Here is a 16,235-nt window from a genome sequence, read left to right on the forward strand (position 1 = left end):
TCAACCTACGTCGACCGGCGTGGGGTTCGGGCCGGGGACGGCGGTCCGCGCTGGCCGTACCGGCCACCAGGCGCGCTCGCCGAGCAGCAGCAGGGCCGCCGGCAGGATCAGCACGCGCACCACGAAGGCGTCCAGCAGGACGGCCGCGGCGAGCACGAAACCGATCTGCTTCATCTCGATGATGTGCAGGAAGACGAAGCTGACGAAGACGGTCGTCATGACCACGGCCGCGCTGGTCACCACGCCCGCCGAGCGCCGGATGCCCTCGACGACGGCCTGCCGGGTGGGCGTGCCGGCGAGCACCGCCTCCCGGATCCGGCTGACCACGAACACCTGGTAGTCCATCGACAGACCGAAGAGGATCACGAAGAGGAACAGCGGCACGCGCGCGCCGATCGACCCCGTGGAGCGGAAGTCCAGCAGCCCCTCGGCCCAGGTGTGCTGGAAGACCAGCACGAGCAGGCCGAGCGCGGCCGCCGCCGACAGCAGGTTCAAGGCGACACCGAGCACGCCGAGCACCACCGAGCGGAACGCGTACAGCGTCATCAGGAACGTCACCAGCAGCAATGCGCCGAGGACCAGGGGCAGCTTGCCGTCCTGATGGGCCGGATAGTCGGTGTAGCGGGCCACGTCGCCGCTCACGCCGTACTGCGCTCCGGTGATCTTGCCGACGGTGGCGGGCAGGTAGTCGTGCCGCAGATGGTCCAGGGAGGCGTGCGCCTGCGGGGAGTTGCCCAGGTACGGCACCCGCAGTTCCAGGGTGCTGGTCCGGTGGTCGGCGGCGGTGCGGATGCGGGCGGCACCGGTGAACAGCGGGTCGGCGGCGGCCCGGCGGGCCAGTGCGCGCAGTTCCCCGGTGACCTCGGCGGAGCGCGAGGCCGCGGCCCGTACGACGATCTGGTGGGTGACCCGCCGCTCGGGGAACTCCGCGTTGAGGCGGTCGTACACGCGCATCGCGGGGATCGCGCGGGAGTGGGTGTCCCGGCTCATCTCCGTGATCTTCAGCCCGGACAGCGGCAGGGCGAGCCCGAGCAGGGCGAGCAGCGAGAGGACCAGCGTGGCCGCCGGGCGCCGGGTCGCGGGCCGCAGCAGCGCCGGCCAGAACCGGCCGCTTTTCCCGTCCCGGATCCGGCGGGCCGGCCGGCCGCGCCGGGCCCGGCGCAGTGCCCTGCGTTCGGTTCGCCGCCCCAGCAGGGTCAGCAGCGCGGGCAGTGCGGTCAGAGAGCTGACCACCGCGGTCAGGACGACCAGGACCGTGCCGGTGGCGAGCGAGGAGAAGATGACGTCCGAGGCCAGGTACAGGGTGGCCGTGGAGGCGACGACCGCGAGCCCGGATACCACGACCGCCCGCCCGGAGGTGGCCGCTGCCAGCTCGACCAGCGCCTCGCTGCTCAGGCGGCCGCCGCTGCGGGCCCGCTCTTCGCGCTCCCGCTTGAGGTGGAAGAGCGTGTAGTCGACGCCGACCGCGAGGCCCATCATGAGGATCACATTGGTGCCGACGCCCACGTCCGGGCTGAGGTGAGAGGCGACCATCGCCAGCCCGACGGCGGCGGCGATCGAGGACAGCGCCAGCAGCAGCGGTACGGCGGCCATGGTGAGCGAGCCGAAGGCGATCAGCAGGGTGACCAGGGTGACCGGCAGGGTGATCTTCTCGGACAGGGCCAGGTCGTCATCGCGTTGCCGGTCGACTCCCTTGCTGGTGGAGGGGGATCCGGTCTCCTGCACGAGCAGCGCAGGATGCCGGCGCTGTACCGCCTCGGTCTGTGCGACGAGCGCGCCGACCTTGTCATCGGCGTCCAGCTCCTCGCCCTTGATCGCCACCTCCACCAGCAGGACGCGCCCGTCCGCCGAGCGGACCGGGGCGGCCACCTGGGCTACCTCGGGCAGCCGTTTCATCCGAGTGGTGAGGTCTTGTACGGCTGTGGCGGCGGCCTTGGCGTCCAGGGCTCCCGACCGGGCGGAGACCAGGATCTGTTCGGTGGGCCTGCGCTCCAGATGACCGTCGGCGGCCAGTGCCTCGGCCCGGCCCGCCTCGCCGACCCGGTAGTCGGCGGTCGTGGCCTTGTGGGTGCCGACGGCACTGCCCACGGCGAGGCACAGCGCCACGAACAGCAGCCAGCCGACCAGCGCCCGCCAGGGGTGCCTGGCGCTCAGACGCGCGATGCGCACGGTAGGTGATGTCATGCCCGAAAGCCTTGCTGAGCAGGGCGGTTGCGGGACACGGGTGCCCGGTGGAACTTCCCGTCGACCGATCGGTGGACCCGGGGGAGGGGAAAACCCCCGCGCGTCACGTGGGAAGACCCCCGTGAGTCACGTCCTCACGAGGGTCTTCCGTTCATCCGCCTGCCCGCGTGAAGGTTGAGAAGACGATCACGAGGCAGGACGACTCAGGGGGCGAGCAGCAAGGCATTCGTGCGGGACGTGGCAGCTTCGTGACGCCGCGCCACGTCCTGCCAGTTGACGACCTGCCACATCGCCTCGATGAAGTCCACCTTCTGGTTGCGGTACTGGAGGTAGAAGGCGTGCTCCCAGGCGTCGAAGACAAGGAGGGGGGTCGCGCCCTGGCCCACGTTGCCCTGGTGGTCGTAGATCTGCTCCACGATCAGCCGCCCGCTCAGCGGCTCGTACGCCAGCACGCCCCAGCCCGAACCCTGGGTGGTGGCCGCCGCCTTGGACAGCTGCGTCTTGAAGGCGGCGAAGGAGCCGAAGGACTCCTTGACCGCCTCCGCCAGCTCGCCCACGCCGTCCTGCGCCAGCGGTTCGCCGCCGCCGTCCTTCGGGCCGGTCATGTTCTGCCAGTAGATGCTGTGCAGGATGTGCCCGGAGAGGTGGAAGGCCAGGTTCTTCTCCAGGCCGTTGACCGAGCCCCACTGCTCCGTGTCGCGTGCCTCGGCGAGCTGCTCCAGGGTGTCGTTGGCGCCCTTCACATAGGCCGCGTGGTGCTTGTCGTGGTGCAGCTCGATGATCTCGGGGCTGATCACGGGGGCGAGCGCGGAGTAGTCGTAGGGCAGGTCGGGCAGCGTGTAGACGGGCATGGGTGGGTCCCCTCCGGAGCTTATTGCAAAGAGCTTGCAACTACATGCTAGCAACAAAAAGACCCCCGCGGCGCACCGCGGGGGTCTTTCGGGAGGGAGGGGCGAGGGTCAGGACCTGGCGCGTACCCGCTGCCAGGCGTAGCCCACGGCCGCGAGGACCAGCGTCATTGCGCCGGTCGAGTAGAGCTGGACACGGGTGCCGGGCTCCCTGGCCATGAGCACGAAGATCGCCACCATGCCGGCCAGGGCGACCCAGGTGAGGAACGGGAACGCCCACATCCGCACGACCAGCTTCTCGGGCGTCTCCCGCTCCACGCGGCGGCGCAGCAGCAGCTGGGAGACCGCGATGAAGATCCAGACGACCAGGATCACCGCGCCGATCATGTTCAGCAGCCACGGGAAGACGTCGTTCGGCCGCCAGTAGCTGAGCAGCACGCAGACGAATCCGAACACGCAGGAGGTGAGGACGGCGACGCGCGGGACCCCGCCGGACACCTTCGCCAGGGCCTTCGGGCCCTGGCCGCGCTGCACCAGCGAGTAGGCGATGCGCGAGGAGCCGTAGATGTTGGCGTTCATCGCGGAGAGCAGGGCGACCAGGATGACCACCTTCATCAGCTGGTCGGCGCCGGGAATGCCGATCTGCTTCAGGGCGGCGACGTAGGGGCCGTCCGTCACGACCGACCTGGCGTCCCACGGGACCAGCGTCACGATGACCGCCATCGAGCCGATGTAGAACAGGGCGATCCGCCACATCGCGGTGCGCACGGCGCTCGCCACGCCCCGCACCGGGTTCTCCGACTCCGCCGCCGCGATGGTCACCGTCTCCAGGCCGCCGTAGGCGAAGACCGAGGCCAGCAGGCCGATGAGCAGGCCCTCGCTGCCGTTGGGGAGGAAGCCTCCCTGACCGGTGAGGTTCGAGGCGCCCGGGGAGTCCGTGCCCGGCAGCACGCCGGCGACGGCCAGCACGCCGAGGACCAGGAACAGGGAGATGGCGCCGACCTTCAGCGCGGCGAACCAGAACTCGAACTCGCCGAAGTTCTTCACGGCGGCGAGGTTCGCGCCGCAGAACACCACCATGAACAGCGCCACCCAGGCCCACTCGGGCGTGCCCGGCAGCCAGCCGGTGACGATGTGTGCCGCACCGATGCCCTCCAGGCCGACGGCCGTGCACAGCAGGACCCAGAAGGACCAGCCCGCCGTGAAGCCCGCCCAGGGGCCCATCGCCCGCTCGGCGTGTGCGGAGAAGGAGCCCGAGGAGGGGTAGGCGGCCGACATCTCGCCGAGCATCCGCATCACCAGCATCACCAGGAGGCCGGAGAGGGTGTAGGCGATCACGATGGACGGACCCGCCGCGGCGATACCCGCGCCGGAGCCGACGAACAGGCCCGCGCCGATCACACCGCCGAGGGCGATCATCGACAGGTGGCGCTGCTTGAGACCGTGGGAGAGGGAGGCGTTCTCCTGCTGGGGAGGCGTCTCGACTGTGCTGCTGGGCATGGGAGCGGCTCGTCCAGTGCAATAGGCGGGTAAAAACGCCCACAGTCTGGGCGGCCCGTCCGCTCACGCGAATGAGCAGCCCAGTATGCGGACACCCTCTGTACGCTGGGTGAACTCGCGGTTACGTCGCCACGGGTGGGCCGTGCGAGGCGTCGCCCTCGATCGAGCAGCTCTCCTTGTCCTCAGGCCTTTGGCGGAACCCTACAGATGCGGTGCCAGGTCCCCGCGTACCGTGAACCACCCCACCTCAGTGACCGGTATCACGCCGTACCCGGTGTAACCCGCATCCTTTGTCCGGAGCCCACCAAGCGGCTGTTCCTGCCTTTGTCGAGCGCTGACCATGATCGGCGCGAGGGGGCCGGTATAGCGTCACGGTGTTCCCGCCTGCCCACACCACCCGCGGAGTCCCCATGAGCACCGCCACCGCCGTCGCCCGCCCCGGCGCCGTCCTCGCCGACCTCCTGCCCGCGTCCCGCGTGCGCGACGCCGCCCTCGTGCTCGGCGGTGCCGCGCTCACCGGTCTCGCGGCCCAGCTGTCGGTCCCGGTCCCCGGCTCCCCCGTGCCGGTGACCGGCCAGACCTTCGCCGCGCTGCTCGTCGGCACCGCGCTCGGCGCCCGCCGCGGCTTCCTCTCGCTCGCCCTGTACGCGCTCGCCGGCGTGGCCGGCCTGCCGTGGTTCGCGGGCGGCACCTCCGGTGCGGGCGCCGTCTCCTTCGGCTACATCCTCGGCATGCTGCTCGCCTCCGCGGCCGTGGGCGCGCTGGCCCGCCGCGGCGCCGACCGCTCCGTGCTGCGCATGGCGGGCACGATGATCCTCGGCGAGGCCGTCATCTACGCCGTCGGCGTGCCCTACCTGGCCCTGGCCGCCGACCTGTCCGCCTCCCAGGCGATCTCCCTCGGCCTCACCCCGTTCCTCATCGGCGACGCCCTGAAGGCCGCCCTGGCGATGGGCGTGCTGCCGACCGCCTGGAAGTTCGTCAGCAAGCGCTGACGCCGTAAGTCCTGCGGAAAAGGTTCGCCGGGTCGTACTGCTCCTTCAGCCCGGCGAGCCTCTTTTGCGTCTCCGGGTCGTACAGACCCGCGCCCCGGTCCCCGGCCCCGAAGGCGAAGTTCAGCGCGCGGCCGAGGGTGTCGTCCGCCAGCAGGGCGAACGCCGGGTCGAGCACCGCCCGCGCCTGCTCCCGCTCGCCGACGGCCAACAGCCGCACCAGGAACCGCCCTTCGCGGAACGGCACCGCATTCGGCGCGGGCCGGCCGAGCGCCCCGCCCAGGTGGTTGACCTGGACCACGCACATCCTGGATGCCTCGGGCCCGGTCAGCCTCAGCAGCTCCCCGGCCCGCTCCACATCCAGCTCCCGCAGCACCGCGCTGTCGCCGTAGTAGGCGTGCGGGAAGTCCGGGTCGCTGTGGATGGTGTGGCTCTCGGCGTACGGCATGACGCGCAGCGAGTCCGCGAGCACCGGCCCGATCTCCCGCAGCGGGGCGACGAGCGCGTCCCCGTCGGCGCCCGTGTAGGCGACCCGGACCGAGATGACGTACCGCCCGCGCAGCTGCGGCGGCAGCGCGGGCAGATCCGGGTACGGTACGGCGGCGAAGGAAGAGGTCAGCCCCTCCGGTACGGTCCGCGTCCACGCCTCGTACGCGCGCAGCACCGCCGCCGGGTCCACCGCGCGCCCGTCGAAGGCGACCGAGCCGCCGTACAGCGTCCGCACCGGCACGAGACCGATCTCCAGCTCGGTGACGATGCCGAAGTTCTGCCCGGCCCCGAGCAGTGCCCAGTACAGGTCGGGGTCGGACTCCCGGGTGACCTGCCGCACTTCGCCGTCGGCGGTGACGACCTCCAGCCACCGCACATGGTCGGCGGCGTACCCGAACTCCCTCGCCAGGATCCCGAGCCCGCCGCCGAGGGTGTACGACACCGCGCCCACGCTCGGCGCCGACCCGTTGAGCGGCGCCAGCCCGTACGGCTCCGCCGCCGCGACCACCTGCCCCCAGCGCACTCCCGCCTGCACCCGCACGGTACGGGCCCCGGCATCGACGGTGATCCCGTCCATCCGCCGGGTCGTCACCAGCACTCCGCCCTCGGCGGCGCCGGGCAGCCCGTGCCCGGTCGCCTGGACGCCGACGGGCAGGTTCCCGGCGGCCGCGTGCCGCACGGCGGCGGCCACCTCGGCGGCGCAGCGGGCGGCCACGACCATGGCGGGCCGCTGGGCGAAACCGAGCTGGAATCCGGCGAGTTCGTCCTCGTAGCCCGCGTCGCCGGGGTGGAGAAGGGGCAGGTCTGCGCTGTTGTCCACGTACGTCATGTGACGCAGGATGGCCGCATATCTTGACAGATTCCGTCAGATTATGCGGCCGTTGTCTTTTCGTCTCACGTCTCCTGCCGCCTGCGCTGCGACCACCACACCCCGGCCGCGCCGACCGCGATCAGTACGGCGCCCGCGGCGCCCAGGGGCAGCACCTCACGCCCCACGCCGGTCTTCGGCAGTTCGTCGCCGCCCGGCGCGACCGGCTTGTTGTCGGTGCCGAGCAGCAGCGGGGTGGCCGGGGCGTTCGGGGACGGGTTGACCGTGCCGAAGGGCACCGGGCCCTGCTGCCAGAAGGTCTTCCTGCCGTCCGTGGTCTTCACGGGAAGACAGATCTTCCCGGCCTTGCTCAGGTCGTACGTGGCCTGGACGGCGTACGACTTGGACTGCCCGGCCGCAAGCGAACCGACCGGGCAACTGAAACCGCTGTTCGAGCCTTTCGGCAGGTCCTTTTCGGCGATCACCGAGCAGCCCTGAACACTCGTGACCTTCAGTGCGTCGTATCCGACCACCCAAAGCCGGATGTCGCCGCTGTCCTTGGTTCCTTCGTTCTTCACGGTGGCGGTGAGCGCCGTTTTCTTCGAACTGTTGTCGACCGAGATCTTCTCCGGCAGCAGAGTGCGCAGCTGTACGCCCGCCGGTGCCTGGTCGATCGCCTTTCCCCCCTTTTCGCTGCCCGGTCCCTGGTCATCGGCGGCGGCCGGGCAGGACAGGATCAGCACGACCGAGAAAGATGCCGTGACCAGCGATCCCGTGATGCCCGCCCTGCGACGAGAACTCATGTTCGCCCCCCTTGTAACCCCCTGGACTGCGCCTGAATTCGCAGTACTTGAAGAGGTACCACAAGATTTCCCCGCACTATGCTGGTACGGCCTGAAGTGTGACCTTTGTGTTTCAGCAGGGGCGGTCGTTGAGGGGGGTGCGGCGCATTGCCGGGAAATATGGGGGAAGCGGGAGAGGCGGGGGCCGGCGGGATTCCGGGGCTGCTGGTGAACGCGCGCTATCGGCTGGTCGAAAGCATCGGACAGGGCGGAATGGGGCGGGTGTGGCGGGCCGTCGACGAAATACTCGACCGGCTGGTCGCGGTGAAGGAAATACGCATCGTCGGGCAGGCCGCGGAGGACAGCCGCACCCACCGGGAACGCACCCTGCGCGAGGGCCGGGCGACGGCCCGGATCGACCACCCCAACGTCGTGCGCGTGTACGACGTGGTGGACGAGGGCGAACGCCTGTGGATCGTCATGGAGTTGGTGCCCGGGCGCTCACTGGAGCGGATCATGACGGAGGAGGGACCGCTGAGCCCGCGGGAGACCGCGCACATCGGACTGGGCCTGGCGGCGGCGCTCGGCCAGGTGCACGCCGGGGGTGTACTGCACCGGGACATCAAACCGGGCAACGTCCTGGTCGAGGGCGGTGCGGTCGGGGCGGGCGGCGCGGGCCGGGTGGTCCTCACGGACTTCGGCATCGCCGCGATCCAGGATGCCAAGGCCCTCACCATGGTCGGCATGCTCGTCGGCTCCCCCGACTACATGGCCCCCGAGCGCATCTCCGGCCGCCGCCAGGGCCCGCCGTCCGACCTGTGGTCACTCGGCGCCACCCTCTGCGCGGCCCTGGCCGGCCGCTCCCCGTTCTCCCGCGACACCACCCTGGCAACCCTGCACGCCGTCCTCTACGAGAACCCCGAACTCCCGCCCACAGCGGGCCCGTTGCACTCCCTCCTCGCCGCCCTGCTGACGAAGGAGCCGTCGTCCCGGCCCGCCCTTGCGGAGGTGGAACGCGCCCTGCGGCAGGTGGCGTATCCGTCGCCCACACCGACGGTCCTGAGCGGGGAGGGGGCGACGGCGGGGCCGGGGCAGGGCGGATCGGTGGGCGCCGACTCGGCGGGGCAGGGCCGGGGTGAGCCCGGTGAGGCTCAAGCCGGGCGGGGACCGTCCGGTCGGCCGTCCCAGGGTGCCTCCGACGGCGGCGGCCGCGTCCCCGTCGCCTTCGGTCCTGTTCCTGTCGGCGACCGCTCCGCCCCCGTCGGTGACGGCCCCGTCCTTGCCGGTGGCAGCCCTGCTCCTGACGGTGGCGGGCCCGCCCTCACGCGTGCCGGGGCGGTGGCCGGGCGGCGCGCGGTCACCTCGTCCGGAACGGCGGCTCCCGTGTCCTCGGGCGGCCCCGGCCGTACCGCGCTCCTGGCCGCGCTCGGAGTCGTCGCGGTTGCCGTCGTGGCCGCCGTGCTTCTCGCCACCTCGGGCGGGGGCGCAGGGCCGGAGGGCGCCCGCACCGGAACCGGCACCGCTTCCTCTTCCGCGGCCGCCTCCCCGGCCGTCGAGGGCACCTCCCGGCCGCGAACCCCGCCGGCGGACGCGCGGACGGAGGCGGGCGGGTTCGCGTGGGTGCCGCCGCAGGGGTGGCGGCGGGACGTGAAGACGGCCGCCGAGGTGCACTACACCTCGCCCGACGGCCGGCAGGAACTCGTGGGCAAGTCCTCGCTGGCCCGGGGCGACCTCATGGACACCTGGCGGCGCTCGGAACAGGACGCCCGCCAAGGCCGGGACTACGTCAAGATCCGGCTGGCGCAGACCACCTTCCAGGGGCACCCGGCGGTCGTCTGGGAGTACACCTTCACCCTCAAGGGCACCCCCTGGCACGCCCGCCTGCTCGGCTTCGACGCGGGCGGGAAGTCGTACCAGATCAACACCTGGTACCAGCCGGAGACCGAACCCCGGGCCCTGAAGACGTACAGCACGGTGAAGGAGACCTTCACCGTGCTGTGAGCCGAAGAGGAGAGCGGGTCAGGCCGTGGGGACCTTGTCGTTCACCTCGACCGCGGGCGCCTCGGTCGCGCGGCCCGCCGTCACCTTCTCCTTCACGAAGGCGATCACGAGCACGATCGCCGCGACCAGCAGGGACAGCAGCACGGTCGTACGGCCGCTGCTCTCACCCTTGGTGTCCGTCAGCATGTAGCCGAGGACGAAGACGATCAGACCGGCCGTCGCCCAGGTCAGGTACGGGTACAGCCACATCTTCACGACGAGCTTCTCCGGCGCCTCACGCTGGATGATCTTCCGCATGCGCAGCTGCGAGAAGCAGATGGCCAGCCACACGAACAGCGCGACCGCGCCGGAGGAGTTGACCAGGAAGAGGAAGATCGTCTTCGGGTACTGGTAGTTGAAGAAGACCGCCACGAAACCGAAGACGACGGACGCGAGGATCGCCGTCATCGGCACGCCCCGGGAGGTGGTGCGGGCGAACGCCTTCGGGGCGTCGCCGCGCTGGCCGAGCGAGAAGGCCATCCGGGAGGCCGTGTACAGGCCCGAGTTGAGGCAGGACAGCACCGAGGTCAGCACGATGAAGTTCATGATCTGACCGGCGTGCGCGATGCCGAGGGAGTCCAGGGCGGCGACGTACGAGCCGTTCTTCTGGATGGACGCGTCGTTCCACGGCAGCAGCGAGACGACGACCAGGATCGAGCCCAGGTAGAAGACGCCGATACGCCAGATGATGCTGTTCGTGGACTTGGTGACGGCCCGCTGCGGGTCCTCCGACTCACCGGCCGCCAGCGTCGCGATCTCGCTGCCCATGAAGGAGAAGACGACCAGCAGCACACCGGTCAGGATCGCGCCGGGGCCGTGCGGCAGGAAGCCGCCGTGGGAGGTCAGGTTGCCGAAGCTCGCCTTGTCGGCGTGCACGCCCGGCAGGACGCCGAAGATGGCCAGGGCGCCGACGACGATGAACGCGCCGATCGCCACGACCTTGATGCCGGCGAACCAGAACTCGAACTCGCCGTAGGAGCTGACCGAGACCAGGTTGGTCGCGGTCAGGACGGTCATCACGATGAGGGCCCAGCCCCACTGCGGGACAGCGGGTATCCAGCCCTCCAGGATCTTCGCGCCGGCGGTCGCCTCGACGGCGAGCACGACGACCCAGAAGAACCAGTAGAGCCAGCCGATGGAGAACCCGGCCCAGCGGCCGAGGGCACGGTCGGCGTGCGCGGAGAAGGAGCCGGAGGTCGGGTTGGCGGCGGACATCTCGCCGAGCATCCGCATCACGAGGACGACGAGAGTGCCGACGAGAGCGTAGGACAGCAGGATGCCGGGGCCCGCGGTGGCAATGCCGGAGCTGGAGCCGACGAACAGTCCGGCACCGATCACACCACCGATGGCGATCATCGAGAGGTGGCGGTTCTTGAGGCCTGCTTGAAGTCCGGAACCAGGGGTCATGGGACGGATTTCCTTTGCGCCGGTGGAGCGATTCCCGTACGAGCGGGGGTGCCGTTGTGTGGCGGAGTACGGGGCCTCGCACGAGCGGTGTACGAGCCGGTCCAGTGAATCCGAGGCGAACGAATTCGGGAACCTCTGAATCCGGATTGTTACTTGAGGTTTCCTTGAGGTTCTATGGTCTGGTTCACATTTTTCCGTGCTGACACCCGAAGCTGCTGCCCTGAAACAGGCGTGTCACACTCGTCCCATGCGCGTGTACCTCGGCTCCGACCATGCGGGCTACGAACTCAAGAACCACCTCGTCGACTGGCTCAGGGCGGCGGGGCACGAGCCCGTCGACTGCGGGCCCCACATCTACGACGCCCAGGACGACTACCCGCCCTTCTGCCTGCGTGCCGCGGAGAAGGCGGCGGGCGACCCCGACGCGCTCTGCGTCGTGATCGGTGGCTCCGGCAACGGGGAGCAGATCGCCGCGAACAAGGTGAAGGGGGTGCGGGCGGCGCTGGCCTGGAGCGAGGAGACGGCGGCGCTGGGCCGGCAGCACAACAACGCCAACGTGGTGGCCGTGGGTGCGCGGATGCACAGCCAGGAGGAGGCGACGAAGTTCGTCGAGGTCTTCCTCAACACGCCGTTCTCCGGTGACGAGCGTCACCTCCGCCGCATCGACATGCTGGCGGAGTACGAGACGACCGGCGACCTTCCCCCGATCCCGCCCCACCACCCGCAGCAGTAACGGCACCCCCTGGGGGCTCCGCCCCCAGGCCCCCGTTTTTGCCCACCCGCCCACCTCTCGACCGACCGAGACAGGTGGGTGGGAGACTTTGGTAGGAAAGGACAGCTCAGTCTTGCCAGAAGGGCATACGATCCACCGGCTGGCCCAGGACTACGCCGAGCACTTCCGGGGCACCGCCCCACGGGTGACCAGCCCCCAGGGCAAGTTCTCGGACGCGGCAGCCCTGCTGGACGGCGCCGCACTCACCCGCACCGAGGCCCACGGCAAACACCTCTTCCTCCGGTTCCGGGACGCCGACTGGATCCACATCCACCTCGGCCTCTTCGGCAAGGTCGGCTTCGGCCCGGTCCCCGCACCCCCGCCGACCGACACCGTCCGCCTCCGCCTCGCGAACGCCACCTCGTACGTCGACCTGCGCGGCCCCACGACCTGCGCGCTCATCACGGATGACGAGAAGCGCGCGATACACGACCGCCTCGGCCCCGACCCCCTGCGCGAGGACGCCGACCCGGCCACCGCGTACGCCCGCATCCGCCGCAGCCGTACGACGATCGCCGCCCTGCTGATGGACCAGAAGGTCATCGCCGGCGTCGGCAACGTCTACCGCGCCGAGGTCCTCTTCCGGCACGGCATCGACCCGTACCGCGCGGGCAAGGACATCACCCCCGCCGAATGGGACGCCATCTGGGCCGACCTCGTCGCGCTCATGCGCGAGGGCGTCCGCAACAACCGCATCGACACCGTCCGGCCCGAGCACACCCCCGAGGCCATGGGCCGCCCGCCCCGCGTGGACGACCACGGCGGCGAGGTGTACGTCTACCGCCGGGCCACCCTGCCCTGCCACATCTGCGACACCGGGATCCGCACCGCCGACCTCGCCGCCCGCAACCTCTTCTGGTGCCCCGCCTGCCAGAAGCCCTGAGCGGGAGCCGTCAGAAGCCGTGCGGCAGCCACGGCAGCACCGGTGAGCCGAACGCGACCGACGCCTCCGTCAGCGCGCCCCGCCGCAGCTCCCGCACCCGCCCGGCCGCCGCCAGCGACAGCAGCGTCACGCCACCGAGGTAGGCCGCCCCCAGCTCCCGTACGGACAGGGCGAGACCGGCCGCGTCGGTCGTGCGCACGCAGGACGCGCCCTTGGCGTCGCCCGTCAGCCGCCAACGCCCCGCGTTCCAGGGGCAGAAGGTGTCCTCGACCTCGAACACGACGTCCACCGGCGCCTGGTAGGCACGCGCCGACAGCGCCGAACCGACGTCGACCAGACGGAGGTGGCACGAGTCCCGGAACCGCGGCCGGCAGCGCCGGATGTCGGAGACCATGTGCTGCCAGGCGTCGTCGAGCGGCCGCCCCCGCACGGTCAGGGTCGTCATCAGGTCGATGTCGAACAGGAAGCGCCACAGCGCCGCCTCGGTCGCGGGATCCAGCGCGGCGAGGTCCTCCAGCGTCACCGTGCCGTCGTGCCCGCTCGGCCCCCAGCCGAGCTTGGTGCGGAAGCGGGCGTACCCCGTGACCTCGCCCTCCCGCTCGGCGACCACGCACTGCAGCGCCGACGCCCCGTCCCGCTCGCTCGCCGGATCGAGCAGCCCCGCCCGCTCCCAGCCGGGCCGGCGGGCCAGCATCCCGGGCCGCAGCGGCACCAGCGCCGCGTACACCGCCTCGCAGGAGTCGAGGACGTCGGCCGGCTTCGCATAGTGCAGTCGTACGTCGTCGGTGCCGGAAGGCAGCGCCAGCGCCACCCGGCTCGTGTCGATCTCGGCGTGCAGCTGGAAGGTCGCGGCGCCGTACCCGAAGCGGCCGTAGATCGCCGGCTCGGAGGCCTGCAGCACCGCCAGCGGCTCGCCCAGGGCGCGCACGTCGTCCAGCTGGCGCCGCATCATCGAGGTCAGCACCCCGCGCCGCCGGTGCGTGGCCGCCACGCTCACCATGGTGACGCCGGCGGCGGGTATCAGCGCCCCGCCGGGCACGGTCATGCGGAAGCTGAACGCCCCCGCCGTCCCGACGACGGCGTCCCCGTCCCGGACGGCCAGCGAGCGGTCGAACTCGGTGAGGGATTTGTCCAGTTCGCGCTCTTCGGCCGACGCCGGACCGTCACCGAAGGCGCGGACCAGGTGGTCCCACCATCCGTCCCATTCGTCCGGGCGCAGCACCTTCAACTCGGTCGCACGGTCAGTCGCCATGAGCCATGCCTATCAGGACATTGCGGGACGAGCCAGTGAATTTCTCCCGGGCGGCGGCGAGATGGCCCTCCGTGCCGTTCACTGTGAAGTTGAAACGTGAAGTTGAGCCTCTCACGGGGGACAAGTGGGACCTCCCGTGCCAAGCGGCTGGTCCGATGGATAGGGTCCCGAACTAATGGCAGCAGGACGAGAGCGGCGCGCGAAGGCCGAGACGTTCACGGCCCGGTGGAAGATGCTGTGGCACCGGGCCCGCGTCGGCCTGCGCAGAAGCGCCGTGGACTACTTCCGCGGCGACGGCTCGGACTGGATCGCGCTCGCAGGTCTGCTGCTCACCATCCCCGTCCTCGCGGCCATGACACTCGGCAACTCTGTCTGGTTCTCGCCGGCCGCGCTGGTCCTGCCGATCGTCGCCGGCGGCCTGCTGCTGCGCCCGGCGAGCCTGCTGGGCCTGTACGCGGCGGGGGCCACCGCGCTGATCGTGGAGTCGGTGCGGCTCGGCCCGTACACCGAGGGTCCTTCGCGGGTGACCCCGGGCGTGGTCCTGGTGGTCGCCGCGTGCGGCTTCTTCGGGCTGCTGACCGCGCAGTTCCGCAGCCGGGTCGGCGTGCCCTGGCGGCGCGGCGGCACCATGCTCTTCGACCTGCGCGAGCGCATCCGGGTGCAGAGCAAGCTGCCGAAGCTGCCGCAGGGCTGGCACCGCGAGATGGCGCTGCGCCCGGCGGGCGGCCAGTCCTTCTCGGGCGACTTCGTCGTCGCCGCTCGGACGAACGGCGGCCGCACCCTGGAGGTCGTGCTCACGGACGTGTCCGGCAAGGGCATGGACGCGGGCTCGCGCGCCCTGCTCCTGTCGGGCGCGTTCGGCGGCCTCCTGGGCTCCCTCCCCCCGCACGCCTTCCTCCCCGCCGCCAACGGCTACCTCCTCCGCCAGGACTGGGACGAGGGCTTCGCCACCTCCATCCACCTGGTCCTGGACCTGGACTCCGGGGACTACGAGTTGTACTCCGCGGGCCATCCGCCGGGGCTCCAGCTGAGCGCGGGCAGCGGCCGCTGGGAGGAGAAGGCCGCCGAGGGCCCGCTGCTGGGTGTGTACGACGGCGCGCAGTTCGACTCCATGAAGGGCTCGCTGCGGCCGGGGGACGTGCTGATGCTGTTCACGGACGGTCTGGTGGAGACCTCCGACCGGGACATCGTCGAGGGCATCGACCGCCTCACCGGCGAGGCCGACCGCTATGTCGCCGGCGGCTTCCACGGCGCCGCCTGGCACCTCATCGAGGCGGTCGCGAGAGACGTCAACGACGACCGCGCACTCCTCCTGATCTGCCGCGAGGCATCGACACCCACACGCTGAGCCCGGCCCTCCCCGAGACAGGGTGGGGTTTTCCCCCACCCGGATCCGCCAGCCGCCCGCATGGTCCGGACCCCCTCCGCATCCGTACGTTCGAGACACACCAGCGAACGCCCCGGACCGGAAGGACCCCCATGCCAAGCGACTGGGCCGTAGAACTGCACGGAGTCACGCGCCGCTACGGCCGCGGCGGCTCCGCCGTGCACGCCCTGCGCGGCATCGACCTCACCCTCCCGCCCGGCACCTTCACCGCCGTGATGGGACCCTCCGGCTCCGGCAAGTCCACGTTCCTGCAGTGCGCGGCGGGCCTGGACCGCCCCACCGCCGGCCGGATCGTGCTGGGCGGCACGGACATCACCGGCCTGAGCGAGAACAAGCTCACCGCGCTGCGCCGCACCCGCCTCGGCTTCGTCTTCCAGGCCTTCAACCTGCTGCCCTCCCTCACGGTCGAGCAGAACGTCGTGCTGCCGATGCGGCTGGCCGGCCACCGCCCCGACCGTCGCCGTGCCGCCGAGGTGCTCGGGCAGGTCGGCCTCGCGGACAAGGGCCGCCGTCGCCCGGGCCAGCTCTCCGGTGGCCAGCAGCAGCGCGTCGCCATCGCCCGGGCGCTGGTCACCCACCCCGACGTCGTCTTCGCGGACGAGCCCACGGGCGCCCTGGACACCACCACCGCCGCCGAGATCCTCGCGCTGCTGCGCGGAGCCGTCGACACCCAGCACGCCACGGTCGTCATGGTCACCCACGATCCGTCGGCCGCCGCCTGGGCGGACCGCGTCCTGTTCCTGGCCGACGGCACGATCATCGACCACCTGGACCGGGCTCCCGCCGACCGCATCGCCGCCCGCATGAGGGACCTCACAGCCCGCCCCACCTACACACAGACCGCCGCTTGACCCACCAAGCCGCACCCCGGACCGGCCGCAGGGCCGCCGCGTG

The 16,235-nt window shown here is 71.2% G+C and carries 13 protein-coding genes; 6 read left to right on the forward strand and 7 right to left on the reverse strand.

From position 1 onward, the window contains the following. From AQI88_RS25635 to AQI88_RS25645, 3 genes are all read right to left on the reverse strand, one after another. On the reverse strand, positions 1 to 2,184 hold the full coding sequence (locus AQI88_RS25635; RefSeq protein WP_067003514.1) for an MMPL family transporter: 2,184 nt from the start codon (positions 2,182 to 2,184) through the stop codon (positions 1 to 3). A 203-nt stretch (positions 2,185 to 2,387) separates the two neighbouring features. Further along, the gene (locus tag AQI88_RS25640; RefSeq protein WP_067003516.1) at positions 2,388 to 3,035 is read right to left on the reverse strand and encodes a superoxide dismutase; all 648 of its coding nucleotides are present in this window, start codon (positions 3,033 to 3,035) and stop codon (positions 2,388 to 2,390) included. A gap of 108 nt (positions 3,036 to 3,143) precedes the next feature. After that, positions 3,144 to 4,532, reverse strand: coding sequence for an amino acid permease (locus tag AQI88_RS25645; protein ID WP_067003518.1), 1,389 nt, complete (start codon positions 4,530 to 4,532; stop codon positions 3,144 to 3,146). 410 nt (positions 4,533 to 4,942) lie between these two features. Between AQI88_RS25645 and AQI88_RS25650 the strand changes: the two genes are divergently transcribed. Next, positions 4,943 to 5,524 carry a biotin transporter BioY gene (locus AQI88_RS25650; protein ID WP_067003520.1) on the forward strand — a complete coding sequence of 194 codons (582 nt, stop codon included), beginning with the start codon at positions 4,943 to 4,945 and terminating at the stop codon, positions 5,522 to 5,524. Here the strand turns inward: AQI88_RS25650 and AQI88_RS25655 are convergent. Both AQI88_RS25655 and AQI88_RS25660 read right to left on the reverse strand, forming a co-directional pair. Further along, positions 5,511 to 6,839 carry an FAD-binding oxidoreductase gene (locus tag AQI88_RS25655; RefSeq protein WP_079057788.1) on the reverse strand — a complete coding sequence of 443 codons (1,329 nt, stop codon included), beginning with the start codon at positions 6,837 to 6,839 and terminating at the stop codon, positions 5,511 to 5,513. The genes AQI88_RS25650 and AQI88_RS25655 overlap by 14 nt on opposite strands. A 65-nt stretch (positions 6,840 to 6,904) precedes the next feature. Beyond that, positions 6,905 to 7,621, reverse strand: coding sequence for an LPXTG cell wall anchor domain-containing protein (locus AQI88_RS25660; RefSeq protein ID WP_067003522.1), 717 nt, complete (start codon positions 7,619 to 7,621; stop codon positions 6,905 to 6,907). 159 nt (positions 7,622 to 7,780) lie between these two features. Here AQI88_RS25660 and AQI88_RS25665 point away from each other — a divergent pair, with 159 nt between their 5' ends. Continuing rightward, the gene (locus AQI88_RS25665) at positions 7,781 to 9,601 is read left to right on the forward strand and encodes a serine/threonine-protein kinase (RefSeq protein ID WP_079057789.1); all 1,821 of its coding nucleotides are present in this window, start codon (positions 7,781 to 7,783) and stop codon (positions 9,599 to 9,601) included. 18 nt (positions 9,602 to 9,619) lie between these two features. Here AQI88_RS25665 and AQI88_RS25670 read toward each other — a convergent pair whose 3' ends face one another. Beyond that, on the reverse strand, positions 9,620 to 11,047 hold the full coding sequence (locus tag AQI88_RS25670) for an amino acid permease (RefSeq protein ID WP_067003524.1): 1,428 nt from the start codon (positions 11,045 to 11,047) through the stop codon (positions 9,620 to 9,622). Between the two features lie 247 nt (positions 11,048 to 11,294). Between AQI88_RS25670 and AQI88_RS25675 the strand changes: the two genes are divergently transcribed. Together AQI88_RS25675 and AQI88_RS25680 are read left to right on the forward strand one after the other, a co-directional pair. Beyond that, entirely contained in the window at positions 11,295 to 11,780 is a 486-nt protein-coding gene (locus AQI88_RS25675) for a ribose-5-phosphate isomerase (protein WP_067003526.1), read from the forward strand. A 112-nt stretch (positions 11,781 to 11,892) separates the two neighbouring features. Next, the gene (locus AQI88_RS25680; RefSeq protein ID WP_067003528.1) at positions 11,893 to 12,702 is read left to right on the forward strand and encodes an Fpg/Nei family DNA glycosylase; all 810 of its coding nucleotides are present in this window, start codon (positions 11,893 to 11,895) and stop codon (positions 12,700 to 12,702) included. Between the two features lie 10 nt (positions 12,703 to 12,712). Here the strand turns inward: AQI88_RS25680 and AQI88_RS25685 are convergent, their stop codons facing one another. Beyond that, positions 12,713 to 13,954: a GNAT family N-acetyltransferase gene (locus tag AQI88_RS25685; RefSeq protein ID WP_067003530.1), complete on the reverse strand. Its 1,242-nt coding sequence runs from the start codon at positions 13,952 to 13,954 to the stop codon at positions 12,713 to 12,715. A gap of 175 nt (positions 13,955 to 14,129) precedes the next feature. On the opposite strand from AQI88_RS25685, the gene AQI88_RS25690 reads away from it, so the two are divergent. Both AQI88_RS25690 and AQI88_RS25695 read left to right on the forward strand, forming a co-directional pair. After that, the gene (locus tag AQI88_RS25690) at positions 14,130 to 15,302 is read left to right on the forward strand and encodes a PP2C family protein-serine/threonine phosphatase (RefSeq protein ID WP_067003532.1); all 1,173 of its coding nucleotides are present in this window, start codon (positions 14,130 to 14,132) and stop codon (positions 15,300 to 15,302) included. 131 nt (positions 15,303 to 15,433) lie between these two features. Then, complete coding sequence (locus tag AQI88_RS25695; protein ID WP_067003534.1) at positions 15,434 to 16,192, forward strand: ABC transporter ATP-binding protein; 759 nt, start codon at positions 15,434 to 15,436, stop codon at positions 16,190 to 16,192. Positions 16,193 to 16,235: the final 43 nt, after the last annotated feature.

Source organism: Streptomyces cellostaticus (assembly GCF_001513965.1).
Lineage (GTDB): Bacteria > Actinomycetota > Actinomycetes > Streptomycetales > Streptomycetaceae > Streptomyces > Streptomyces cellostaticus.

Coding starts and splice junctions, on each gene's coding strand:
- AQI88_RS25635 (WP_067003514.1), bottom strand. CDS start 2,184: ATGACATCACCTACCGTGCGCATCGCGCGTCTGAGCGCCAGGCACCCC.
- AQI88_RS25640 (WP_067003516.1), bottom strand. CDS start 3,035: ATGCCCGTCTACACGCTGCCCGACCTGCCCTACGACTACTCCGCGCTC.
- AQI88_RS25645 (WP_067003518.1), bottom strand. CDS start 4,532: ATGCCCAGCAGCACAGTCGAGACGCCTCCCCAGCAGGAGAACGCCTCC.
- AQI88_RS25650 (WP_067003520.1), top strand. CDS start 4,943: ATGAGCACCGCCACCGCCGTCGCCCGCCCCGGCGCCGTCCTCGCCGAC.
- AQI88_RS25655 (WP_079057788.1), bottom strand. CDS start 6,839: ATGACGTACGTGGACAACAGCGCAGACCTGCCCCTTCTCCACCCCGGC.
- AQI88_RS25660 (WP_067003522.1), bottom strand. CDS start 7,621: ATGAGTTCTCGTCGCAGGGCGGGCATCACGGGATCGCTGGTCACGGCA.
- AQI88_RS25665 (WP_079057789.1), top strand. CDS start 7,781: ATGGGGGAAGCGGGAGAGGCGGGGGCCGGCGGGATTCCGGGGCTGCTG.
- AQI88_RS25670 (WP_067003524.1), bottom strand. CDS start 11,047: ATGACCCCTGGTTCCGGACTTCAAGCAGGCCTCAAGAACCGCCACCTC.
- AQI88_RS25675 (WP_067003526.1), top strand. CDS start 11,295: ATGCGCGTGTACCTCGGCTCCGACCATGCGGGCTACGAACTCAAGAAC.
- AQI88_RS25685 (WP_067003530.1), bottom strand. CDS start 13,954: ATGGCGACTGACCGTGCGACCGAGTTGAAGGTGCTGCGCCCGGACGAA.
- AQI88_RS25690 (WP_067003532.1), top strand. CDS start 14,130: ATGGCAGCAGGACGAGAGCGGCGCGCGAAGGCCGAGACGTTCACGGCC.
- AQI88_RS25695 (WP_067003534.1), top strand. CDS start 15,434: ATGCCAAGCGACTGGGCCGTAGAACTGCACGGAGTCACGCGCCGCTAC.